This window comes from Pseudomonas sp. Pse79 (assembly GCF_024519615.1).
GTDB lineage: Bacteria > Pseudomonadota > Gammaproteobacteria > Pseudomonadales > Pseudomonadaceae > Aquipseudomonas > Aquipseudomonas veronii.
The window spans coordinates 47,993-70,692 of the sequence record NZ_JALJRR010000029.1; the positions used below are offsets into that span (position 1 = coordinate 47,993).

The 22,700-nt window shown below is 60.4% G+C and carries 23 protein-coding genes and 1 pseudogene; 12 read left to right on the forward strand and 12 right to left on the reverse strand.

The features are described 5' to 3' along the window. Positions 1–49: 49 nt before the first annotated feature. The 8 genes from NR164_RS26430 to NR164_RS26465 form a co-directional block, all read right to left on the reverse strand. Complete coding sequence (locus NR164_RS26430; RefSeq protein ID WP_256823485.1) at positions 50–592, reverse strand: phage tail protein; 543 nt, start codon at positions 590–592, stop codon at positions 50–52. Further along, positions 589–1,227 carry a phage tail protein I gene (locus NR164_RS26435; protein WP_046384531.1) on the reverse strand — a complete coding sequence of 213 codons (639 nt, stop codon included), beginning with the start codon at positions 1,225–1,227 and terminating at the stop codon, positions 589–591. The genes NR164_RS26430 and NR164_RS26435 overlap by 4 nt, the downstream gene beginning before the upstream one ends. After that, positions 1,224–2,219: a baseplate J/gp47 family protein gene (locus NR164_RS26440; RefSeq protein ID WP_079442958.1), complete on the reverse strand. Its 996-nt coding sequence runs from the start codon at positions 2,217–2,219 to the stop codon at positions 1,224–1,226. The genes NR164_RS26435 and NR164_RS26440 overlap by 4 nt, the downstream gene beginning before the upstream one ends. After that, positions 2,216–2,548, reverse strand: coding sequence for a phage baseplate protein (locus NR164_RS26445; RefSeq protein WP_017844644.1), 333 nt, complete (start codon positions 2,546–2,548; stop codon positions 2,216–2,218). Before NR164_RS26445 ends, NR164_RS26440 begins: the two co-directional genes overlap by 4 nt. Positions 2,549–2,557: 9 nt before the next feature. Then, a complete protein-coding gene (locus NR164_RS26450) occupies positions 2,558–3,169 on the reverse strand; it encodes a phage baseplate assembly protein V (RefSeq protein WP_079442957.1) in 612 nt (203 codons plus the stop codon). Positions 3,170–3,172: 3 nt separating this feature from the next. Then, a complete protein-coding gene (locus NR164_RS26455) occupies positions 3,173–3,688 on the reverse strand; it encodes a hypothetical protein (protein ID WP_046484889.1) in 516 nt (171 codons plus the stop codon). A gap of 20 nt (positions 3,689–3,708) precedes the next feature. Beyond that, on the reverse strand, positions 3,709–4,053 hold the full coding sequence (locus NR164_RS26460; RefSeq protein WP_017844641.1) for a phage holin family protein: 345 nt from the start codon (positions 4,051–4,053) through the stop codon (positions 3,709–3,711). Positions 4,054–4,763: 710 nt separating this feature from the next. Beyond that, a complete protein-coding gene (locus tag NR164_RS26465) occupies positions 4,764–5,498 on the reverse strand; it encodes an XRE family transcriptional regulator (protein ID WP_026139757.1) in 735 nt (244 codons plus the stop codon). Positions 5,499–5,695: 197 nt separating this feature from the next. Between NR164_RS26465 and mutS the strand changes: the two genes are divergently transcribed. Together mutS and fdxA are read left to right on the forward strand one after the other, a co-directional pair. Next, positions 5,696–8,287: a DNA mismatch repair protein MutS gene (gene mutS, locus NR164_RS26470; RefSeq protein WP_026139756.1), complete on the forward strand. Its 2,592-nt coding sequence runs from the start codon at positions 5,696–5,698 to the stop codon at positions 8,285–8,287. A gap of 142 nt (positions 8,288–8,429) precedes the next feature. Beyond that, the gene (gene fdxA, locus NR164_RS26475; RefSeq protein WP_003222178.1) at positions 8,430–8,753 is read left to right on the forward strand and encodes a ferredoxin FdxA; all 324 of its coding nucleotides are present in this window, start codon (positions 8,430–8,432) and stop codon (positions 8,751–8,753) included. Positions 8,754–9,251: 498 nt separating this feature from the next. Here the strand turns inward: fdxA and apbC are convergent, their stop codons facing one another. Then, positions 9,252–10,346 (reverse strand): iron-sulfur cluster carrier protein ApbC, encoded by a 1,095-nt coding sequence (gene apbC / locus NR164_RS26480; RefSeq protein WP_256823486.1) that lies wholly within the window; start codon positions 10,344–10,346, stop codon positions 9,252–9,254. Positions 10,347–10,517: 171 nt separating this feature from the next. Here apbC and metG point away from each other — a divergent pair, with 171 nt between their 5' ends. From metG to NR164_RS26520, 8 genes and pseudogenes are all read left to right on the forward strand, one after another. Then, positions 10,518–12,569 carry a methionine--tRNA ligase gene (metG, locus tag NR164_RS26485; protein ID WP_256823487.1) on the forward strand — a complete coding sequence of 684 codons (2,052 nt, stop codon included), beginning with the start codon at positions 10,518–10,520 and terminating at the stop codon, positions 12,567–12,569. A gap of 103 nt (positions 12,570–12,672) precedes the next feature. Then, positions 12,673–13,245, forward strand: coding sequence for an Rnf-Nqr domain containing protein (locus NR164_RS26490; RefSeq protein ID WP_017844634.1), 573 nt, complete (start codon positions 12,673–12,675; stop codon positions 13,243–13,245). 17 nt (positions 13,246–13,262) lie between these two features. Beyond that, positions 13,263–13,634: pseudogene (rsxB, locus tag NR164_RS30645) on the forward strand (electron transport complex subunit RsxB); the annotation flags it as partial. Between the two features lie 556 nt (positions 13,635–14,190). Further along, positions 14,191–15,150 (forward strand): RnfABCDGE type electron transport complex subunit D, encoded by a 960-nt coding sequence (locus tag NR164_RS26500; RefSeq protein WP_079442953.1) that lies wholly within the window; start codon positions 14,191–14,193, stop codon positions 15,148–15,150. Then, entirely contained in the window at positions 15,147–15,731 is a 585-nt protein-coding gene (locus NR164_RS26505; RefSeq protein ID WP_256823488.1) for an RnfABCDGE type electron transport complex subunit G, read from the forward strand. Before NR164_RS26500 ends, NR164_RS26505 begins: the two co-directional genes overlap by 4 nt. Beyond that, positions 15,724–16,218 carry an Rnf-Nqr domain containing protein gene (locus tag NR164_RS26510; protein WP_046384540.1) on the forward strand — a complete coding sequence of 165 codons (495 nt, stop codon included), beginning with the start codon at positions 15,724–15,726 and terminating at the stop codon, positions 16,216–16,218. The genes NR164_RS26505 and NR164_RS26510 overlap by 8 nt, the downstream gene beginning before the upstream one ends. A 25-nt stretch (positions 16,219–16,243) precedes the next feature. Continuing rightward, complete coding sequence (nth, locus tag NR164_RS26515) at positions 16,244–16,882, forward strand: endonuclease III (protein WP_046384541.1); 639 nt, start codon at positions 16,244–16,246, stop codon at positions 16,880–16,882. A gap of 107 nt (positions 16,883–16,989) precedes the next feature. Beyond that, entirely contained in the window at positions 16,990–17,169 is a 180-nt protein-coding gene (locus tag NR164_RS26520) for a PA3496 family putative envelope integrity protein (RefSeq protein ID WP_017844628.1), read from the forward strand. 87 nt (positions 17,170–17,256) lie between these two features. Here NR164_RS26520 and NR164_RS26525 read toward each other — a convergent pair whose 3' ends face one another. The 3 genes from NR164_RS26525 to NR164_RS26535 all read right to left on the reverse strand — a co-directional run bounded on the left by NR164_RS26525 (position 17,257) and on the right by NR164_RS26535 (position 20,757). Then, the gene (locus NR164_RS26525; protein ID WP_017844627.1) at positions 17,257–17,889 is read right to left on the reverse strand and encodes a response regulator transcription factor; all 633 of its coding nucleotides are present in this window, start codon (positions 17,887–17,889) and stop codon (positions 17,257–17,259) included. Positions 17,890–18,501: 612 nt separating this feature from the next. Further along, complete coding sequence (locus NR164_RS26530) at positions 18,502–19,719, reverse strand: argininosuccinate synthase (protein ID WP_017844626.1); 1,218 nt, start codon at positions 19,717–19,719, stop codon at positions 18,502–18,504. A gap of 129 nt (positions 19,720–19,848) precedes the next feature. Beyond that, entirely contained in the window at positions 19,849–20,757 is a 909-nt protein-coding gene (locus tag NR164_RS26535) for an OmpA family protein (protein WP_256823489.1), read from the reverse strand. A 156-nt stretch (positions 20,758–20,913) separates the two neighbouring features. Between NR164_RS26535 and pyrC the strand changes: the two genes are divergently transcribed. Both pyrC and rnt read left to right on the forward strand, forming a co-directional pair. Next, positions 20,914–21,960, forward strand: a complete 1,047-nt coding sequence (gene pyrC / locus NR164_RS26540) for a dihydroorotase (protein ID WP_256823490.1) — start codon at positions 20,914–20,916, stop codon at positions 21,958–21,960. After that, positions 21,957–22,628: a ribonuclease T gene (gene rnt / locus NR164_RS26545; protein ID WP_017844623.1), complete on the forward strand. Its 672-nt coding sequence runs from the start codon at positions 21,957–21,959 to the stop codon at positions 22,626–22,628. Before pyrC ends, rnt begins: the two co-directional genes overlap by 4 nt. Positions 22,629–22,700 lie beyond the last annotated feature (72 nt).

A 22,700-nucleotide genomic window follows, 5' to 3' on the forward strand; every position in this document is an offset into this window, starting at 1 on the left:
CTCTAAAGCCATTAGTTGCAGGCTTACCTTTTCAGCTCCGCCCCCACACTCACCTCGCGTCAGCTTTCGCCTCCAAAGCCATCACCCGAAATAGAACACTTAGACCTCGAGTCATATTGTCGATATTTGCAGCGGAAATGGCAGCCAACTCATCAATCAATAGGATATTCAAATTTTCAGATCCCACCGCCACCGTCACGCTCTCCGCCGGCAACGGCGAAACATCCAACGTAAACTTCTGCAGCACCCGAGCCGCAGCCGCTTTATACGTCAGCAACTTCCCAGCGACCGAATACACCGCCAACAACGTCCCACTGGCGAGGTAAAAACCGAACTCACCAATCTCATACTCGCCATCGCCATCGAACAGCGCGGCCATCCTGAGTTGGCGCTCGCCCAAGTCCTCGTAATCCACAATCGCCACCCGCTGGCGCTCGTCACGCAAGGCCACTTCCGTGCCGTCTGGGTTGTAGCGGCCGGTGCCGGCGCCGATGTGGGTGATTTCGCCTTTCAAGCCCTGGTTCTTTGCCTGCAGCACTTCATCCAAACCCTTGGAGGTGAAGCGCACCAGGCGCGTAATGTCATCTGTCATGGCTGCGCCCTGAGGTCGTAGTCGTTAATGGTGTAGTGCCGGGCAACGCCAGCACTGTTAAGTCGAGCGCCCAAGGCAAGTTCGGGTAACGCGCCTTGCAGGCTTAACTCGCTGTCGTTAAACGGGGCGTGGACAATCGCGGTCAGGCCAAGGCGTGCTTGTGTCTGGTGAACCACGGTAATCGTCGCCTGGTCGCGCTCGCTCTTCGCGGCGTTGATACGGCGGATCAATCGGTTATGGTCACCGCTGGACCAACTGCGTCCGATGATCGCCTGCACATCGAAGGTGTAAGGCACGCCCTGCGGCCGCTGTTGATACCAGGCGCTGATGTTGGGGCTGAAACCCAGCGACTCCACCGCATAGCTCAAAGCCTTGGGCGTGCCGGCCTGGCGCTGGATCTGCCAGGACAAGCCCACGGTGAGGCGCTTTTCCGTTTCGCTGGCATCCGCGTCCCATTCGCTGACGCCTCGGTCGGCGGCCAGGTAAGGAAGGAATTCGGAGGGTGTTTGCAGCGGGTTCATCAAGGCCGGAAACGGCGGCATAATCCGCTCGAGCAACCTGCCAAACCCCAGGTCCAACGCTTTTTCCAGCGGTGAGCTATTGGCGGGCAACAGACTCGGTTTGGGCTCACTCATAGCGTGCGTACCTCCACCTCGACACCCGTGCAATACGGCGCCTGGAACGCCGAGCAGACAATCGGTGCCAGCGGTTCGAGGATTTGCAGCTGCGCCGCTCCGGCACTGTGGATGGCGTAGTCGATCCAGCTCGGGTCGACGCGCCCTTCCAGGCGGTGACAGGATTCGGCGTAGGTTTGCAGCAAGCGTTGCGCGGCCACTTGGGTCAGGCCCGAGTCCGGGCCGGCGTTGATCTTGGCCACCACGCGAATCTTGTAGCGTTGGATCTGCGCACTTTGGACAGTGACGAGATCAGTTTCCGGCCGTACATCGGGGCGTGCGAAATGTCTGCGCACGCCGTCAAGCAAATCGGCGGAAGCGCTTCCATCGCCGTCCCTGGAGAGCACCGTCACCATCACCTCACCGGGGGCGGTGCGTCGGCCGCTGCCATCCTTGACCTGAGCCGCATAACCATCCGGGTCGAAGGTGTAGGTGACCTTGACCACACCCGGTGTCGCGCTTTCTACATTGACCGCAGGTCGTTCGCCGAGGGTGAACACCTCGCGGCGATACTGCATGCGAGAACCCGCCGCCGGCGCGTGGGGCGCCAAGTAATAGCGCAAGCGTGCGTCGTCGTCGCTTTCCAATGTCGGCGGCACCGGCGGGAAGGCCGCCGGGTCGCCGGGGTCCAGCAGCTGGCGCTCCAGGCCCATATCGGCCAGGCGTGCGTCGAGGTTACTGCCGGTGGCCCACCACGCCAGCATCTGCTTGATGCGTGCGTTGTACTGGCGTTCGTGGGTTTGCAGACGCACGCAAAACGCTTCCAGGGCCAGGCTCAGCAGTTCGCTTTCGTTATCGAGGCTGACCTTGAGTTTGGCGGCACTTTGTGGCGCGCGGGCGGCGACGTAGTCGATGACGAACGCCTTGAATTGCGCCAGCAACGGCTCGAACGCGTCGACGGCAATGATAGCCGGCTCCGCCAGTTGGTTTTGGCCAGGGATCAGCATGCTCATGTCATGACCTCGAAGGATTGTTGGCGGTTTTTCCACGTGCCGGCAAACCGCAGCAACAGACCGGCGCCCTGGCGACTGGCGACGATGACCTGGGGTTGAAAGTCGGCGATGCCGTTCTCGACGTTGTAGAACGCTTTGGCGGCGTGGCTTTGGGCGAGGATCAAGAGGTCGTCGCCGAGGTTCTGCCCGAGCAGTTGGGGGATCAGCGAGCCGTACAACGGGCGCTTCTGGCGAGTGCCCACGGGGGTGGTCAGCGCTCGGGTGGCACGCTGTACGAATTGCAGCCAGTCATCGACCGCTGCCCCGGTATTCCTATCGATTCCGATCATGGCAAATCCTTATGCGGTGCTGATCACGCGGCCTTGGTGATCCACCAGCGGGCCGCTCAAATGCACGCCGCCGGCATCCAGCAGCACACCGACGGCGCCGAGTTGCAAGGTGATGTGCTTGGCGCTCATCTGCAGCGTGGCGGCCCCGACCTTCGCCTCGATCTGTTCGCGGGAACCGCTGAACACGGTGGGCCCGTTGGTCCAGTTGAATGTGTGGCTGGCGTCGTCATAGTCACTTTGCGTTCCGTCCTGGTGGCGGCGCCGGGTCAACGATGCAACGCTGGAGACCGGCGGAAACAGGCTACTGTTGAGGCCGAAAAGCGCTACCGACTGCGCAGCGCCTTCCCCACCGCCATAGTTGAGCAACAAACATTGCTCGCCCACTGACGGGATGCGCGTTTCGGTCTGCGCCCCCGCGCTGGGGTTGAAAAAACCAATCGCCGGGGTAAGCAAATCGCCGTGGCTGACGATGCAGGTATTGCTGGCGGCGTCGACCTGCTGGCATATGCCGATCCGACAAAAGCTTTCAGCGCGTCGGTACAGGTCTTCGAGCTGGGCCTCCATTTCCGCCAGGCGCTCGACGATCGGTCCCAGTTGCATGCGTAACAAAGCATCGAACATGGACTACTCCTGCAAAGGTCGGTATTGGTCAGGATCGTCGATATTCGAGACTTCCCACGTGCAGGCAAACAGCGGTTTTCCGGTGGGATCTTCGAGTATCGGCGGGCCGAGGTAGATGTTTTGGGTGAAGGACACTGTCCAACTGTCGTAGTCGGTTTCGGCACTGCCCTGTAGGGTCGGCGCCGCGACGATGGCGCTTGGCAGGTCACACTGGTCCGACGGCAGGCCCCAGCGATTATCGAGGGCCAAATCCATCAATTGACTGGCCAGGTCGCAGGCGTCGTAAGGCGCCGAACCACTGACAACCCTGGCCATGAGTGACACCGACAGTGCATGGGCCTTACGTCCTTCAAGGGATCGAACGCCGGGGCCGTTGCGTTCCACGGTAATCAGCACGCCGGTTTTATCCCCGGTGCCCTGGAAGTCCTGGTGGTTGCCCACACGCAATTGTGGGAAGGCGCCCTTGAGCGCTTCGCCAATTGCGATGGGCAGTTGGGAAGGTTTTTCGATAGATGTCATCAGTCGCGTCCTTGCAGCGGTTACTGCTGATCCGGGCGGGAGGGCGGGGCCTCGTCGACGCCAATGCGCTTGGCCGCCCAACGTTCATAAAGGCCAATGGCGACGTCTGCACCGGCCATGGCTGTCAGGCAGCCGAGGGCGCCGGCGGTCCAGATCGACATGCCGGCGGCGTACAACAGCATCAACGCCGAGACCCCGCAGACCATGCACGCCCCGGACCGCAACGCGAGGCGCCGGATCAGCGACCAACCACGGGCGCCCTCCTTGTCGGCGCGCCACATTTCGCCAGAAACTCCGCCGATCAGCGCCAGTACGATCACCAGCCAGATAGGCATTTCCGCTAACGCTTGCTGCTCGTTTGTCATGTCACGCCTCCTGGCTGAGCAATGCCGGCAAAATGCCGGCGTTTGGGTAAATCCATTTATAGGTAGGCATTCCAAAAAGCCCGGTCGCCCGGGCTTTTCAGTAATGCGGTCCTGTGCCCAGCCTCACCCATACGATCCTCTTGTGAGGAGTGGCTGTTGTTGAGCGGCAATGCCACATGGCGACAAAAGACGCCTTCAAAAGGAACAGTATGGGTGAGGCTGGGTACTCGATCTTTCGGCGCTACTGGCGCGGTACGGATCTTTCCTCAATGTTTTTCCGACCACGATCCCTGTCTGCCGGATAACTGCTTCTGGTGCTTTACGCTGCACACCCGGGTCAGTTGCCAACCCTCTGAACCGTCAAGGCCGGTTCATCGCTGCCTGTTCTTGTAAAACGGTGAAACTAAAGAGCGTCGGCATCCTTGCCGGTGTTACCTGGCATCCCTGTCATCGCTTCGATGGCGTCCGTGCCGATGTTGCATGCCTTCCTTGTCGTTCCTGGCAGCATCCTTGCCGCCTCCACCGAGCCTTGTTGGCCGGCTTGAGACAAAGAATATGCATGTATGCATATACAGTCAATGCACAAATGCATTTATTTTTACCGAACAAATGCACTGATGCATTGGAAGCCTTGCTGGCAAAGGGTTTGATGCCTTTCTACAGACGAAAAAAAACCCGCTGATTGGCGGGCTTCGTCTTACACAAAAAGGTTAACGGGCGTACATGCCCCACCAGAAGACATGACCGAGGATGCTGATCTGTTCATCCTGGATGTCCTGGAAGCTGTAGTCTTCGTCCGGGTGCTCATCGCGGTTGAAACTGCGCAGGCGAATCCCGGAAGGCAGGCGATAGAGCTGTTTGACCCGCAACTGACCATTGTGATTGATGGCGTACAAGTCGCCATCGACGATGTCGCCAATCGCACTCTTGCCCGCATTCACCCCCACCGTCGCGCCATCACGCAGCACCGGCAACATGCTGTTGCCGCGCACCGTCACACACTTGGCCTGGTCGAACTGCACACCGTTATGCCGCAGGCTGCGCTTGCCGAACCGCAGGCTGGCCTTCTCACTTTCCTCGATGACGAATCTTCCTGATCCAGCAGCCAATTCAACCTCACGCAGAAAGGGGATCGACACCTCGTCGTCATTCACGGGGGTGTCGTCATCCCACAGGCTTATGTCCTTGAGTTCCGAATGCATCGGGTCGCGCCCTTCATCCCGCGAAACGCCCACCGCCGCGCGCCCGCGCAGTTGGTCGGTGCTGACGCGGAAGTACTCGGCAATGCGCGAAATGTGCTTGTCCGAGGGGTCAACGATCTTGCCGCTGAGGATCCGGGACAGCGTGGATTGAGGCACGCCGGTACGCCGGTGAAGCTCCGTGGGGGAGATCCGGTCGCGGTCCAGCAATTCTCTTAAGACGATAGAAACGTTGCGTTTTTGCATAAAGCGGATAGTGACGACAGATTTGAAGCTTGGCAAATGCTAATTTGCATTGACCATGCATTTTTTATGCACTTACCGTGTCTTTTGAGCAGGCCTGCGAAGGGTCGACCTCGCGTGTTAACCTTGCCGCCATCGCAAAATCAGCCGGGCCAAGCGCCCCCTTTGCCACTCCTTTTAACGAATTCGCTAATTATCTGATGAGTAAAACCACTTCCGATCTGTCCTCCCACACCCCAATGATGCAGCAGTACTGGCGCCTGAAAAACCAGCACCCTGATCAGTTGATGTTCTATCGCATGGGCGATTTCTACGAGATCTTCTACGAAGACGCGAAGAAAGCCGCCAAGTTGCTGGACATCACCCTGACCGCGCGTGGGCAGTCGGCGGGGCAGTCGATTCCGATGTGTGGGATTCCTTACCATTCGTTGGAAGGCTACCTCGTCAAGCTGGTGAAGCTGGGCGAGTCGGTGGTGATCTGCGAGCAGATCGGCGACCCGGCCACCAGCAAAGGGCCGGTTGAGCGTCAGGTGGTGCGTATTATTACGCCGGGGACGGTGAGTGATGAGGCGCTGCTTGATGAGCGTCGCGATAACCTGATCGCTGCAGTGCTCGGCGACGAGCGCTTGTTCGGCCTGGCGGTGCTGGATATCACCAGCGGCAACTTCAGCGTGATGGAGACCAAAGGCTGGGAGAACCTGCTGGCGGAACTGGAGCGTATCAATCCGGTGGAGCTGATGATCCCGGATGATTGGCCAAAGGACCTGCCGGCGGAACGTCGTCGTGGGACCAAGCGTCGCGCGCCGTGGGATTTCGAGCGTGATTCGGCGCTGAAAAGTCTGTGCCAGCAGTTCGCCGTGCAGGACCTCAAGGGCTTCGGTTGCGAAACCCTGACCCTGGCCATCGGCGCCGCTGGTTGCCTGCTCAGCTACGCCAAGGAAACCCAGCGCACCGCTCTGCCGCACTTGCGCAGCCTGCGCCATGAGCGCCTGGACGATACCGTGGTGCTCGACGGCGCCAGCCGTCGCAACCTGGAGCTGGACACCAACCTGGCGGGCGGGCGCGACAACACGCTGCAATCGGTGGTCGACCGTTGCCAGACCGCCATGGGCAGCCGCTTGCTGACGCGCTGGCTGAACCGTCCGCTGCGCGACCTGACGGTGCTGCAAGCGCGGCAGACGTCGATTACCTGCCTGCTCGACGGCTATCGCTTCGAAAAGCTGCAGCCGCAGTTGAAAGAAATCGGTGATATCGAGCGCATCCTCGCGCGGATCGGCCTGCGCAACGCGCGCCCCCGTGACCTGGCGCGCCTGCGCGATGCCCTCGGCGCCCTGCCGCAGTTGCAAGCGGCGATGACCGAACTGGACACGCCGCACCTGCAACAGCTGGCCGTCACCACCGGCACCTACCCGGACCTCGCGGCCCTGCTGGAAAAAGCCATTATCGACAACCCGCCGGCGATCATCCGTGACGGCGGCGTACTCAAGACCGGTTACGACAGCGAACTGGATGAACTGCAGTCCCTGAGCGAAAACGCCGGGCAGTTCCTGATCGACCTGGAAGCCCGCGAAAAAGCCCGCACCGGCCTGGCCAACCTGAAGGTCGGCTACAACCGTGTGCATGGCTACTTCATCGAGTTGCCGAGCAAGCAGGCCGAGCAGGCGCCCATCGACTATCAACGTCGTCAAACCCTTAAAGGTGCCGAACGCTTCATCACCCCCGAGCTGAAAGCGTTCGAAGATAAAGCGCTGTCGGCCAAGAGCCGTGCCTTGGCGCGGGAAAAGATGCTGTATGAAGCATTGCTCGAAGACTTGATCAGCCGCCTCGCGCCACTGCAAGACACCGCCGCCGCCCTGGCCGAACTGGATGTGCTGAGCAACCTGGCCGAGCGTGCGCTGAACCTTGACTTGAACTGCCCGCGGTTTGTCAGCGAACCCTGCATGCGTATCGTGCAGGGCCGCCACCCGGTGGTGGAGCAGGTATTGACCACGCCGTTTGTCGCTAACGATCTGTCGCTGGATGACGAAACCCGCATGCTGGTGATCACCGGTCCGAATATGGGCGGTAAATCCACCTACATGCGCCAGACCGCATTGATCGTGTTGCTCGCGCATATCGGCAGCTTTGTGCCAGCGGCCAGTTGCGAGCTGTCCCTGGTGGACCGCATCTTCACGCGGATCGGTTCCAGCGATGACCTCGCCGGCGGCCGCTCGACCTTTATGGTGGAGATGAGCGAAACCGCGAACATCCTGCACAACGCCACCGAGCGCAGCCTGGTGCTGATGGACGAAGTCGGTCGCGGCACCAGCACGTTCGACGGCCTGTCCCTGGCCTGGGCGGCGGCCGAGCGCCTGGCGCACCTGCGCGCCTATACGCTGTTCGCCACCCACTACTTCGAACTGACCGTGCTGCCGGAAAGCGAGCCGCTGGTGGCCAACGTGCATCTCAATGCCACCGAGCACAACGAACGTATCGTGTTCCTGCACCATGTGCTGCCAGGGCCGGCCAGCCAGAGTTACGGCCTGGCCGTGGCGCAGTTGGCCGGTGTGCCGAACGACGTGATCACCCGCGCCCGCGAGCACCTCAGCCGCCTGGAAGCCACCGCCCTGCCCCACGACACCGTGGTCGCCAGCCCGAAGAAGAGCAACAGCAAATCCAACGCGCCACACCAGAGCGATATGTTCGCCAGCCTGCCCCATCCGGTGCTGGATGAATTGGCAAAACTTGACCTGGACGACTTGACACCGCGAAAAGCGCTGGAAATGCTCTATACACTGAAGACACAGATCTAACGCAGACGCTTGCAAGCTGATATTATCTCGCGCGGTTTGGGATGCTGCGGGCTTTTAGCCTGGCTCGCAGATTATCGCTCTCAAACCTCGCGGGCCCCACCATAAGGGGTTTCGCTGCCGCCGCCTGAGGAGAAAATTAGAAATGACCTTCGTCGTCACCGACAACTGCATCAAGTGCAAATACACCGACTGCGTAGAAGTCTGTCCGGTGGACTGCTTCTACGAAGGCCCGAATTTCCTGGTGATCCACCCGGATGAGTGCATTGACTGCGCCCTGTGTGAACCTGAATGCCCGGCCGTCGCTATTTTCTCCGAGGACGAGGTCCCGGAAGATATGCAGGAATTTATCCAGTTGAACGTCGAACTGGCGGAAATCTGGCCGAACATCACGGAGAAGAAAGAGTCGCTGCCGGATGCCGAAGAGTGGGATGGCGTAAAAGGCAAGATCAAAGATCTCGAGCGCTGACAGCGCCGCAGCCCAACAAAAAAGGCCTTTTGCGGGCCTTTTTTGCGTTCAGGGGCAGGCATTTCACTTTTCTGCAGGCGAAAAAAGGGGCGGTATGACCCGCCCACATTTTTTCCCTAGTCCCTGTATTCCTTTTTCATCATCCTGATGAATCGCATCCTGCGACGTTCCTTCAAACCATCGTTCCTTGATGGCTGTGTCAATCCGTGGACACAGGACTGATAGTAACCAGTTCCCAGGGAAGTACAACGCAACCCAACCCGTCGCCTGCCGAGCTTTCGCTCTCGCGAGCCAATAAATAATTGTTATATTTCAATTGATTAGAAATATGGCCAGACAATTTGAGACGTCCGGAAGCGCAAAAAAAACCAAACACTTACGCGAGAGTAAGCAAATGCTTACACGAGCAACTGCGTAAGAGCCTGGCAAGCGATACCTGGCCGTTCGGCGGACAAGAAAAAGCCCCGACAATAGCGGGGCTTGTTTCCTACGAATGACTCAGTCGTCGCTGACTGTAATCGTCGGCATGGCCGGTGAAGCCGCTTCTTGCAGGACAATCCGCGCGCCCACGTGACGCGCCAGTTCCTGATAAACCATGGCGATCTGGCCATCAGGCTCGGCCGCCACTGTCGGTTTGCCACCATCGGCCTGTTCGCGAATCACCATCGCCAGCGGCAGCGAGGCCAGCAGTTCGACGCCGTACTGGGTCGCCAACTTCTCGCCGCCCCCCTCACCGAACAGGTGCTCGGCATGGCCACAGTTGGAGCAGATGTGAACCGCCATGTTTTCCACGACGCCCAGCACCGGGATGTTGACCTTGCGGAACATTTCCACGCCTTTCTTCGCGTCCAGCAACGCCAGGTCCTGCGGCGTGGTCACGATCACCGCACCGGCCACCGGGACTTTTTGCGCCAGGGTCAGCTGGATGTCACCGGTGCCTGGCGGCATGTCGATCACCAGGTAGTCCAAATCGCCCCAGGCGGTCTGGGTCACCAGTTGCAGCAAAGCGCCGGAAACCATCGGCCCGCGCCACACCATCGGCGTGTTGTCGTCGGTCAGGAACGCCATGGACATCACTTCCACACCCAGCGACTCGATGGGCACGAACCACTTCTGGTCCTTGATTTTCGGGCGGGTGCCCTCGGCAATGCCGAACATCACGCCCTGGCTCGGGCCGTAGATATCCGCGTCGAGAATCCCCACGCGGGCGCCTTCGCGTGCCAGCGCCAGCGCCAGGTTGGCCGCCGTGGTGGATTTGCCCACGCCGCCCTTGCCGGAGGCCACGGCCACCACATTCTTCACATTGGCCAGGCCGGGGATCTGCGCCTGGGCCTTGTGCGGCGCGATCACGCACTGAATGTAGACCTTGGCGGAACGCACGCCGTCGAGGCCTTCGATGGCCATTTGCAGCATCTGCGCCCAGCCGCTCTTGAACAGACCGGCGGCATAGCCCAGTTCCATCCGGACCGACACCTGGTCGCCCTGGATCTCGATGGCGCGGACACAACCGGCACTGACCGGATCCTGGTTCAAATAGGGGTCGGTGTACTGGCGAAGAACGGCTTCCACCGCTGCGCGATTAACGGCGCTCATGGGCTACTCCCGAAAAAGACTGACTGAAACAGGCGGCTATCCTAACCGTTCCAGCGGCTTAACGGCATGCTTTCGCAGGTTGGGAAGATGCTGAAACAGCGCCACGGGGTGAAATATATTTGCCGGCGCTTTATAGTGGCCGACCTCCGTTTCATCGAGTAGCCGAGCCCCATGTCCGAGCCACGCAAGATCCTCGTCACCAGCGCCCTGCCCTATGCCAATGGTTCCATCCATCTTGGCCATATGCTTGAGTACATCCAGACCGACATGTGGGTGCGCTTCCAGAAGCATCGCGGCAATCAATGCATCTATGTCTGCGCGGACGACGCCCACGGTTCGGCCATCATGTTGCGCGCCGAAAAAGAAGGCATTACCCCGGAACAACTGATCGCCAATGTGCAGGCTGAACACAGCGCCGACTTTGCCGAGTTCCTGGTCGACTTCGACAACTTCCATTCGACCCACGCCGACGAAAACCGCGAGCTGTCGAGCCAGATCTACCTGCGGTTGAAGGACGCCGGGCACATTGCCACGCGCTCGATCACGCAGTATTTCGACCCGGAAAAGAAAATGTTCCTGGCCGACCGCTTCATCAAGGGCACCTGCCCGAAATGCGGCACCGAGGACCAGTACGGCGACAACTGCGAAAAATGCGGTGCCACCTACGCCCCCACCGACCTGAAGAACCCCAAGTCAGCGATCTCCGGCGCCACACCGGTGCTCAAGGATTCCCAGCACTTCTTCTTCAAGCTCCCGGATTTCCAGCAGATGCTGCAAACCTGGACGCGCAGCGGCACCCTGCAGGACGCCGTCGCCAACAAGATCGCCGAATGGCTGGATGCCGGGCTGCAACAGTGGGACATTTCCCGCGATGCGCCGTACTTCGGCTTTGAGATCCCAGGCGAGCCGGGCAAGTATTTCTACGTGTGGCTGGACGCCCCGATCGGCTACATGGCCAGCTTCAAGAACCTGTGCAAGCGCACGCCGGAGTTGGACTTCGATGCGTTCTGGGGCAAGGACTCCACCGCCGAGCTGTACCATTTCATCGGCAAGGACATCGTCAACTTCCACGCCCTGTTCTGGCCGGCGATGCTCGAAGGTGCGGGCTACCGCAAGCCGACCGGCATCAACGTACACGGCTACCTGACCGTCAACGGCCAGAAGATGTCCAAGTCCCGTGGCACCTTCATCAAGGCGCGCACCTACCTGGATCACCTGTCGCCGGAATACCTGCGCTACTACTATGCGTCCAAGCTGGGCCGTGGCGTCGACGACCTCGACCTGAACCTGGAAGACTTCGTACAGAAGGTCAACTCGGACCTCGTCGGCAAAGTCGTCAACATCGCCAGCCGTTGCGCCGGTTTCATCCACAAGGGCAACGCCGGTGTGCTGATGGCCGAGAATGCCGCGCCGGAACTGACCGACGCGTTCCTGGCCGCCGCGCCAAGCATCGCCGACGCCTATGAAGCCCGCGACTTTGCCCGCGCCATGCGCGAGATCATGGGCCTGGCCGACCGCGCCAACGCGTGGATCGCCGACAAGGCACCGTGGTCGCTGAACAAGCAGGAAGGCAAGCAGGCGGAAGTCCAGGCCATCTGCGCCACCGGCGTCAACCTGTTCCGCCAGTTGGTGATCTTCCTCAAGCCGGTGCTGCCGTTGCTGGCCGTGGATGCCGAGGCGTTCCTCAACGTCGCGCCGCTGACCTGGAACGACCACGCCAGCTTGCTCAGCAACCATCAATTGAACGAGTTCAAGCCATTGATGACCCGTATCGACCCGGTAAAAGTCCAGGCCATGAGCGACGCGTCGAAAGAAGACCTGGTCGCCAGCCCGACCGACACCGGCGAATCGAACCCGGCTGGCAACGGTGAACTGGTCAAGGACCCGCTGTCCCCGGAGATCGAGTTCGACGCCTTTGCCGCCGTCGACCTGCGGGTTGCGCTGATTCTCAAGGCCGAAGCCGTGGAAGGCGCCGACAAGCTGCTGCGCCTGACCCTCGATATCGGCGACGAGCAACGCAACGTGTTCTCCGGGATCAAGAGCGCTTATCCGGACCCGTCCAAGCTCAATGGTCGCCTGACCATGATGATCGCCAACCTCAAGCCGCGGAAAATGAAGTTCGGTATTTCCGAAGGCATGGTGATGGCGGCCGGCCCCGGCGGCGAAGAAATCTACCTGCTGAGCCCTGACAGCGGCGCCAAGCCGGGTCAACGCATCAAGTAAGCCCTGCAAAACAGCCCTGTCGTCGCGGCGACAGGGCTTTTCAGCTAGTACCCCCTTCTCGCTTGCCGGATAATCAGGCCCTGTTCGCTTAACCGGCATGCCCATGACCGATATGCTCCTCACCCTTGTCAGCGCCGCCCTGATCAACAACCTCGTGTTGCAGATGCCGTTGGCCGTCGACCCGATATTGGCCGCGCATTCACGCTCGCGGGTGCATGCATTGGGGATTGCCACCACCGTGTTGATGGCAGTGAGCGGCGTGCTGGCCTATTTGCTGGATCACTACGCGCTGCAACCGTTGGGGTTGACTGCCCTGCGGCTGTGGGTGTTTTTACCGCTGACCGCGCTGCTGATCCGCCCCGTGCTCGGCGCGCTCACGCGCCTGCGCCCGACGCTGCCGACGGAAGGGTTATGGCCGCTGCTGCTGGGCAACGCCGGGGTACTGGGCGTGGTGTTGCTGGGCATTGAAGATGATGAGGGGCTGGCGCACATGGCGGCACTGAGCGTGGGCGCCGGGCTCGGCTTCTGGCTGGTGCTGAGCCTGTTCAGCGACTTGCGCCAGCGCATCGCCGACAACGACATCCCGCTGCCCTTCCGTGGCCTGCCGGTCGAACTGATCAGCGCCGGGCTGATGGCGGTGGCTTTTCTGGGTTTCAACGCAATGATCAAAGCATGAGCCTGATTCAACGTATCGACGCGCTGCTCCCGCAAACCCAATGCGGCAAGTGCGGGCACCCGGGCTGCAAGCCCTACGCCGAAGGGATCGCCCAAGGCGAAGCCATCAATAAGTGCCCGCCGGGCGGGCAGGAAACGATCGGCGCGCTCGCGCAGTTGCTGAACGTGCCGGTACTGGCACTGGACACCAGCCGCGGCGAAGCGCCACCACAGATTGCCTACATCCGTGAGGCCGAATGCATCGGCTGTACCAAATGTATCCAGGCCTGCCCGGTGGATGCAATTGTCGGCGCGGCCAAATGGATGCACACCGTGATCATCGACGAATGCACCGGCTGCGACCTGTGCGTCGCGCCCTGCCCGGTCGATTGCATCGAGATGCGCCCGCTAGTGGCGGTACTGCCGATTGTCGGCGGCCTGGCGACCAACGACCACGAGCGCCGCGCACGCGGCTTGAAGCGAGACCGCGCACGGCGACGCTTTGAGCAACGCAACGCGCGCCTGCAACGGGAAGAAGAACACAAACAGGCCGAACGCCTGGCCCGCGCCAAGCGGGCCGCGCCGTTGGCCGCCGTGCCGATCGATGCGGCGCAGGCAGCCCAGGACGCCGCGATCAAGAAAGCCAAGATCAACGTGGCGATGAGCCGTGCGCAGTTGCATAAATCCTTGAAGGCATTCGGGCATCCGCCCACCTTTGAACAGCAGTCGCAACTGATCGTGCTGCAACAACAGTTCGAAGCCGCGGAGCAGGCATTGGCCGCTTTGGAGGTGAACCCCGCGCCTGCAACGCCGGCCCCCGCTAACACTGCCGATCTAAAGCGCGCCAAGATCCAACTGGCAATGCGGCGCGCCGAATTGAAGAAAGCCCAGGATCGGAACGCCGACCCACAGCAACTGGCCGAGGCACACGCCAATCTCGACGCAGCACAGCGCCAGGTGGATGCACATGGCCACGCTTGAGCCTCAACAGGCCCTGCAACGGGTGTTGCTGGCGACACTGCCGGGTGGGTTGGCAATGTTCTGGCTGTTCGGTTGGGGCGTGTTGATCAATCTGTTGCTGGCGACGGGCTGCGCACTGCTGGTCGATGCGGGCGTGCAGCGCCTGCGGGGGGCGCGTGGCGGCGATCTGAGCAGCCTGGTCAGCGCGACCTTGCTCGCCCTGGCACTGCCGCCCTATTGCCCCTGGTGGCTGTGCGTGGCGGCCGTGGCCAGTGGGCTGCTGCTGGGCAAGCACCTGTACGGCGGCCAGCGCAACCCCTTCAACCCGGCGATGGTCGGGTATGCGTCGATGCTGGTGGCCTTTCCGCAACTCATGACGCACTGGCCGACCACCCACGGCATGGACCTGCTGGCCGGCGCACAACAGGTATTCGGCCTGCACCGCGACGCGCCCGATGCCTGGGCCCAGGCCACGGCACTGGACGCCCTGCGACTGAACAAAAGCCTGACCATCGATGAACTGTTCGCGCGCACCCCGGCATTTGGGCATGTCGGCGGCAAGGGCAGCGAGTGGGTGAACCTGGCGTTTCTGGCCGGCGGGCTGTGGCTGTTGCGCCAGCGGGTATTCAGTTGGCACGCGCCCTTGGGCATGTTGGGTAGCCTGTTTGTGATCAGCCTGCTGTGCTGGAATGGCTCGGGCTCTGACTCTCACGGCTCGCCGCTGTTTCATCTGCTGACGGGCGCCACGCTTCTCGGCGCATTTTTTATCGTCACCGAGCCGGTCTCCGGCCCGAAAAGCCCCAGGGCCCGGCTGCTGTTCGGGGCGGGCGTGGGCCTGTTGACGTATCTGATTCGCACGTGGGGCGGTTACCCGGACGGTGTAGCCTTTGCGGTGCTGCTGATGAACCTGGCCGTGCCGGCGCTGGAACGCCTGGTGGCCGCGAAACAACCGGCGGTCAGCCTATGAAGTCGCACAGAGGCGTACTGCTGGCGTTGCTGATCGCTATCGGCGGCGGCACGCTGATCCTGACCCTTCAGCACCTGACTGCCGATCACGCCGCGCGCCAGGCCCTGGCCCTGAAGCGCCAGGCGCTGCTCGACCTGCTACCCGCCGACCGTTATGACAATCAGCCGCTGGAGCAACCGCTGCCGATCGCTGCGCAGCCGCTGGAGGAGAGCCAACTGCTGGGTGGCTATCGGGTCAGCCTGTCGGGCCAACCCAGCGCGGTGCTGCTGCGGTTGAGCACCAGCGGCTATGCCGGCCCGATCGAACTGCTGATCGCCATTGACCGTGACGGCAAGCTGCTGGGCATCAAGACCCTGGCGCAATCGGAAACCCCAAGCCTGGGCGGGCTTATCAGCCAGCCCGGCAACCTTTGGCTGGCTTCATTCAAGGGGCGTTCGCGCACGGACATGCAAGACTCGACCGTCGATCAAATAGCCGGTGCCACCCTCACCTCTCGAGCGGTGATCAGTGCCACCCATGACGCTTTGCGCTATTTCGACGAGCACCGCTCATCCCTGCTGGAGCCCGACGCCCATGACTAGAGCCGTTGGCCTGGCCAATGCAGCGATGCTGGCACCGTTGCTCGGGGTGACTGACACCCTGCCCAAAGCCCTGAGCTTCCTGGCGTTGTCGGCGTTGACCGTGACGCTCTACGGCCTGGTCATGCGCGCGGTGCGCTCGCGCCTGAGCGCGTCCCTGCGGCTGGGTGCCAGCTTGATGGTCGCCGCGACACTGGTCAGTTGTGTGCAGCTACTGTTGCAGGCATTTGCGCTGCCGCTGTATCAGCAGTTGGGCATCTACCTCGCGCTGATCAGCGTGCAATGCGTTGTCCTGGAACACCATGGTTTCTTTGAGGCGGGCCAGCGCAAGGCGCAGCTACGGTTGGTCGGCCTGTTCGCCGCGCTCATGCTCGTCATGGGGTTGTTACGCGCCAGTGCCGCCACCACATTGATGCCGGCCGGGTTTATCCTGCTCGGGTTATTGCTCGCTGGGTTGCAAGCCTGGGCCCATTTTTCACAATCACGCTGACCGCCAGCAAGGAATCGCCTGCCCCATGAACGCCGCAAAACGCCTGGAAATTTTCCGCAGGCTCCACGAAGACAATCCGGAACCCAAAACCGAACTGGCCTACTCCACGCCGTTTGAGTTGCTGATTGCGGTGATTCTCTCGGCCCAATCCACAGACGTCGGCGTCAACAAGGCCACGGCCAAACTGTATCCCGTGGCGAACACGCCGGCAGCGATCCATGCCTTGGGCGTGGAAGGTTTATCCGAATACATCAAGACCATCGGCTTGTACAACAGCAAGGCGAAAAATGTCATCGAGACCTGCCGCCTGCTGGTGGAGCGGCATGGCGGCGAAGTGCCGCAAACCCGCGAAGCGCTGGAGGCTTTGCCAGGCGTGGGCCGCAAAACGGCAAACGTTGTGCTCAATACGGCGTTCCGGCAACTGACCATGGCCGTGGACACTCACATTTTCCGGGTGAGCAACCGCACCGGCATTGCCCGCGGCAAGAATGTGGTGGAAGTGGAAAAACAACTGATGAAGTTTGTCCCCAAGCCGTATCTGCTCGATTCGCACCACTGGCTGATCCTTCACGGGCGCTACGTTTGCCAGGCCCGCAAGCCGCGCTGCGGCAGCTGTCGCATCGAAGACCTGTGCGAATACAAGGACAAGACGTCGGACGATTGAGGGATCATAGGTTTTTTCGATCTATCGATTGAAAAAATCTTTTTTACCCGCTCATGGAATATCGTTATAAGGAGCGCCAACGGCAGTCTTAGCCCGGAGTTAACGTTATGAGCACTGGCAAAGAACAACTGGAAGTGGACGATGACCTTGTCGAGTCGGATGACGATGGGCAGGAAGCACCTGTAGAGGTGGCCAAGACCAATCTAAGCAAACGCCGCACCATCGACAACCTTCTGGAAGAGCGACGCTTGCAAAAACAGCTGGCCGATTACGATTTCGACCTCTGATCAGCCGAGAACGGCCGGAAGCCTCCCTCACGGAGGCTTTTTTCTGCCGATTCGCCTGGCTATCCAGCCATGGGGTGGCGCCCTCCTCTAGACCAGGCCATTGCGTTGAGCCAACTCGATAAGATCGACCAGTGAGCGGGCATTGAGCTTGAGCAGCAAGCGTGTCTTATAGGTGCTGACGGTTTTGTTGCTGAGGAACATACCGTCAGCGATCTCCTTGTTGGTTTTGCCGCGCGCCAGTTGCTGCAACACCATCATCTCGCGTCCCGAAAGGCGCTCGACCATGTCGGCCTCGCTGGCATTGCCCATGGTGGAACGCACCGAATTCAGCGCCTGGTTGGGAAAGTAGCTGTAGCCGGACAGCACCGCCTTGATGGCACTCAGCAATTCCGTCAGGTCCTGCTGCTTGCACACGTACCCGGCCGCCCCCGCCTGCATGCAGCGCATGGAGAAATGACCCGGCGCCTGGGAAGTCAGGACCAGCACCTTGAACGGTGTGGCCTGTTTGGTGGACGACAGCCGGCAGATAACTTCCAGGCCATCGAGTTTGGGAATTCCAATATCCAGTATGACAATGTCCGGCATATGTTCCCGTGCAAGTTGCAACGCATCGACACCGTTATCGGTCTCGGCAACGACCTCATAACCATGACGCTCCATTAGCATGCGCACAGCAAGACGAATGACGGGATGATCATCCACGATCAGCACTTTATTCATGAGAAAGTCCAATTTCGCTGTTCGAATTATTCAGAGCAAGCACAATAGCCTAGTCGTTTCCTAGTTGGCATAGCGTTCCACCCCAAGCAACAGCAAGCAGAGACCCAACCCACAACGAGATAGGAATTAACCTACAAAAAAACACCAACTCAGATGTTTCGAGTTTTATGGAGCCTTTCAGACCTTTCCGGGCTCGCACATATTTTGAGAGAAATATCCGGTGAATAGGGGGGCACCCGTAAACGCAGCGCACACCCGTTTCAGGAAATGCCCCTTGCATGTCGCGACCGCATGGGCCGACAGGTAAAAAAAGCCTGATGATTTCAGTTCCATTCAACATATTTATTTACACCATAAATTTCCTACAGAACTTTCCGCGACTTACATCTACGCCGCACTTTGGTGAGTGAATTTTCTGTAAGACATAGTTCCTACTCAGGTGTAAATAATTCATTCCTCGGCGGGCCAGGCATCAAACTTTCTGAAACGACGAACCTCGATAGACTTTAAACAAACCTAAACAACTTTAAACATCAGGATCGCCGCGCCTTTTTTACAGGCAAAAAAAATGGCCCCTGAACAAGGGGCCACTTTTCATTTCGACGGGAACACTCAGAACAACTTGCGACCCTTGTTGGCCGCAATACGCATGCGCAGTGCATTCAACTTGATGAAGCCTGCTGCGTCCGCCTGGTTGTAGGCGCCGCCATCTTCTTCGAAGGTGGCGATGTTGGCGTCGAACAGCGACTCATCGGACTTGCGACCGGTGACGATCACGTTGCCCTTGTACAGCTTCAGGCGCACAACGCCGTTCACGTGAGCCTGGGAAGCGTCGATCATCTGTTGCAGCATCAGACGCTCAGGGCTCCACCAGTAGCCGGTGTAGATCAGGCTGGCGTACTTGGGCATCAGCTCGTCTTTGAGGTGAGCCACTTCGCGGTCCAGGGTGATCGACTCGATCGCGCGGTGGGCGCGCAGCATGATGGTGCCGCCTGGGGTTTCGTAGCAGCCACGGGACTTCATGCCCACGTAACGGTTCTCGACGATGTCGAGACGGCCGATACCGTGTTCGCCGCCGATACGGTTCAGGGTCGCCAGTACGGTGGCCGGGGTCATCTCGACGCCGTCCAGCGCGACGATGTCGCCGTTGCGGTAGGTCAGTTCCAGGTACTGCGGCTTGTCGGGAGCGTTCTCCGGGGAGACGGTCCAACGCCACATGTCTTCTTCATGCTCAGTCCAGGTGTCTTCCAGCACGCCGCCTTCATAGGAGATGTGCAGCAGGTTGGCGTCCATTGAGTACGGGGACTTCTTCTTGCCGTGACGCTCGATCGGGATGCCATGCTTTTCAGCGTAATCCATCAGCTTTTCACGGGACAGCAAGTCCCATTCACGCCAAGGGGCAATCACTTTCACGCCCGGCTTGAGGGCATAGGCGCCCAGTTCGAAACGCACCTGGTCGTTGCCTTTGCCGGTGGCGCCATGGGAAATGGCGTCAGCGCCGGTTTCATTGGCGATTTCGATCAGGCGCTTGGCGATCAGCGGACGTGCGATGGAGGTACCCAGCAGGTACTCGCCTTCGTAGACGGTGTTGGCGCGAAACATCGGGAAAACGAAATCGCGGACGAACTCTTCGCGCAGGTCGTCAATGTAGATCTCTTTGACGCCCATGGCTTGCGCCTTGGCGCGTGCAGGTTCGACCTCTTCGCCCTGACCCAGGTCAGCGGTGAAGGTCACCACTTCACAGTTATAAGTATCCTGCAGCCACTTGAGGATCACCGAAGTGTCCAGGCCGCCGGAATACGCGAGAACGACCTTGTTTACGTCGGCCATGCCATCACTCCACGGGGTTTTACGGAAAGGCAACGATTCTACCGATCAAAACCGCGAAATTACAGGGGCGCGACAGCAAATGAAGATAAAGCGACAGATTATGTCGAGCGGGCGACCAATGGTCGCACCTTATGACGTAGCGGCGGGGTTGCTCGGGCCCTTGGCTTGCACCGCCGGTTTCTCGGGGGCAGCCACGCGTTCGAGCTGGATATTGACGCGCCGATTGCGCGCGCGGTTGGCGGCATTGGTATTGGGCGCCAAGGGGTAGCTTTCGCCGTGGAAACGCATGGTGATCTGCGATTCCGGCACGCCGTTGGCCTTGAAGTACTCCATCACCGCCAATGCGCGACGGCGCGAGACATCGCGATTGGTCAGGCGATTGCCGCTGTTGTCGGAGTGACCGTTCAATTCGATATGGTTGACCGTCGGATCGGCCTTCATGAATTCGACGATCACCGCCAGCTTGCGCTTGGCCGCTGCGTCCAGCTCGATACCGCCACCGGGGAAGCCGACTTCGGTTTGCTTGACCTGATCGTAATTCATCGGCAGCAGCTTGGCGGTACACAGTTGATAGTCGTTGTAGGCTTTGTTGAATTTCACCGGCAACAGACGAATTTCCGAATAGCCGCCTTCACGCCCGTAATGCCGCACGGTCGGGCTGCGTCCCTCGAGCAGGCCATTGAACAGGCGCCCGGCCTGGGCCTGGGAACTGTTGAACAAGACATCGCCACTGCCGGCACGCACGGCGCCGAGGTTGATATCGCCGCGGCCCGGTTGCCATGGCGCAGCCGCCGCCAGCAGGGTCGCCGATCCTGCGCCGAGCAAGCCGTTAAAGGCTTTCAGACGGAATGTCGCCTGCTCGCCGGCCCGGCGCACGAACTCACCCGAGCCGAAATCGGTGATCGGCTGGGTCAAGCGGCACTCGAATTTGTCGCCCTCCACCTTCCACTCAATATTCTCCAGACGTGTCTGGAACGTGAGGGCCATCGCAGGCAGGCTGGCGAACACACTGAGCAGGGCTAGATAATGCTGGCGCACGGGAGGCTCCACTGGTTTCTACAACACTTCAAAGCGTCATACATCGTTAAGGCATACCAAAGGCTATCGGATGCATCCGGCAAAACTTGATAGCGAGTGCCTGCAAGAGTCTTTTCCGGTAGCATTCCCACCAGATTGACCCGCCTGGAATCCCCAATGTCCGACCGCCTGACCCTGCTGCGTCCCGACGACTGGCATATTCATCTTCGCGATGGTGCTGCGTTGCCCCACACCGTGGCCGATGTTGCGCGCACGTTTGGCCGCGCCATCATCATGCCTAACCTGGTACCTCCGGTGCGTAATGCCGCGCAGGCCGACGCCTATCGCCAGCGCATCCTCGCTGTACGGCCGGCCGGCAGCCGCTTCGAACCGTTGATGGTGCTCTACCTGACCGACCGCACCCAGCCCGACGAAATCCGCGAGGCCAAGGCCAGCGGTTTCGTACACGCCGCCAAGCTGTATCCGGCGGGCGCAACCACCAACTCCGACTCCGGCGTGACCAGCATCGACAAGATCCTGCCGGCGATCGAAGCGATGGCCGAAGTCGGCATGCCGCTGTTGATCCACGGTGAAGTCACCCGCGGCGATGTCGACGTGTTCGATCGCGAGAAGATCTTCATCGACGAGCATATGCGCCGGGTGGTCGAGCTGTTTCCGACCCTCAAGGTGGTGTTCGAACACATCACCACGGCCGATGCGGTGCAGTTCGTCACCGAGGCCTCGGCCAACGTTGGCGCGACCATCACCGCCCATCACCTGCTCTACAACCGCAACCACATGCTGGTGGGCGGGATTCGGCCGCACTTCTATTGCCTGCCGATTCTCAAGCGCAACACCCATCAGGTGGCCCTGCTGGACGCTGCGACCAGCGGCAACCCGAAGTTCTTCCTCGGCACCGACTCGGCGCCCCATGCCCAGCATGCCAAGGAAGCGGCCTGCGGTTGTGCCGGTTGCTACACCGCCTATGCGGCGATCGAGCTGTACGCCGAAGCGTTCGACCAACGCAACGCCCTGGACAAACTCGAAGGCTTCGCCAGCCTCAACGGCCCGCGTTTCTACGGGCTGCCGGCGAATACCGACCGCGTCACCCTGGTCCGTGAAGACTGGACTGCCCCCGTCAGCCTGCCGTTTGGCGAGCTGACTGTTATCCCGCTGCGCGCCGGTGAAACACTGCGCTGGCGCCTGCTGGAGGAAAGCAAGTGAGTGAAGACCATTACGATGACGAACACGAGCACAGCGGTGGCGGTTCCCGTCACCCGATGGCCGAGCGGTTTCGCGGCTATCTGCCGGTCGTCATCGACGTAGAAACCGGTGGCTTCAACTGCGCCACCGACGCGCTGCTGGAAATTGCCGCGACCACCATCGGCATGGACGAACAGGGCTTTGTGTTCGCGGAACACACCCACTTCTTCCGCGTCGAGCCGTTCGAAGGCGCCAATATCGAAGCCGCGGCCCTGGAATTCACCGGGATCAAGCTCGATCACCCACTGCGCATGGCGGTGAGTGAAGAAGCAGCACTGACCGATATCTTCCGTGGCGTGCGCAAGGCGTTGAAGGCCAATGGCTGCAAACGCGCGATCCTGGTGGGGCACAACAGCAGCTTCGACCTGGGCTTCCTGAATGCCGCCGTGGCGCGGCTGGACATGAAGCGCAACCCGTTCCACCCGTTCTCCAGCTTCGACACCGCTACGCTCGCCGGCCTGGCTTATGGCCAGACCGTATTGGCCAAAGCCTGCCAGGCCGCCGGTATCGACTTTGACGGTCGCGAAGCCCACTCGGCGCGCTATGACACCGAAAAGACCGCCGAGCTGTTCTGCGGCATCGTCAACCGCTGGAAACAGATGGGCGGCTGGGAAGACTTCAACGACTGAAGTGGAATCCCGCGCATAAAAATCTATGGTCACCCCCATTTTTGCAATACTGATCAACGGGTGGTGTGGTTG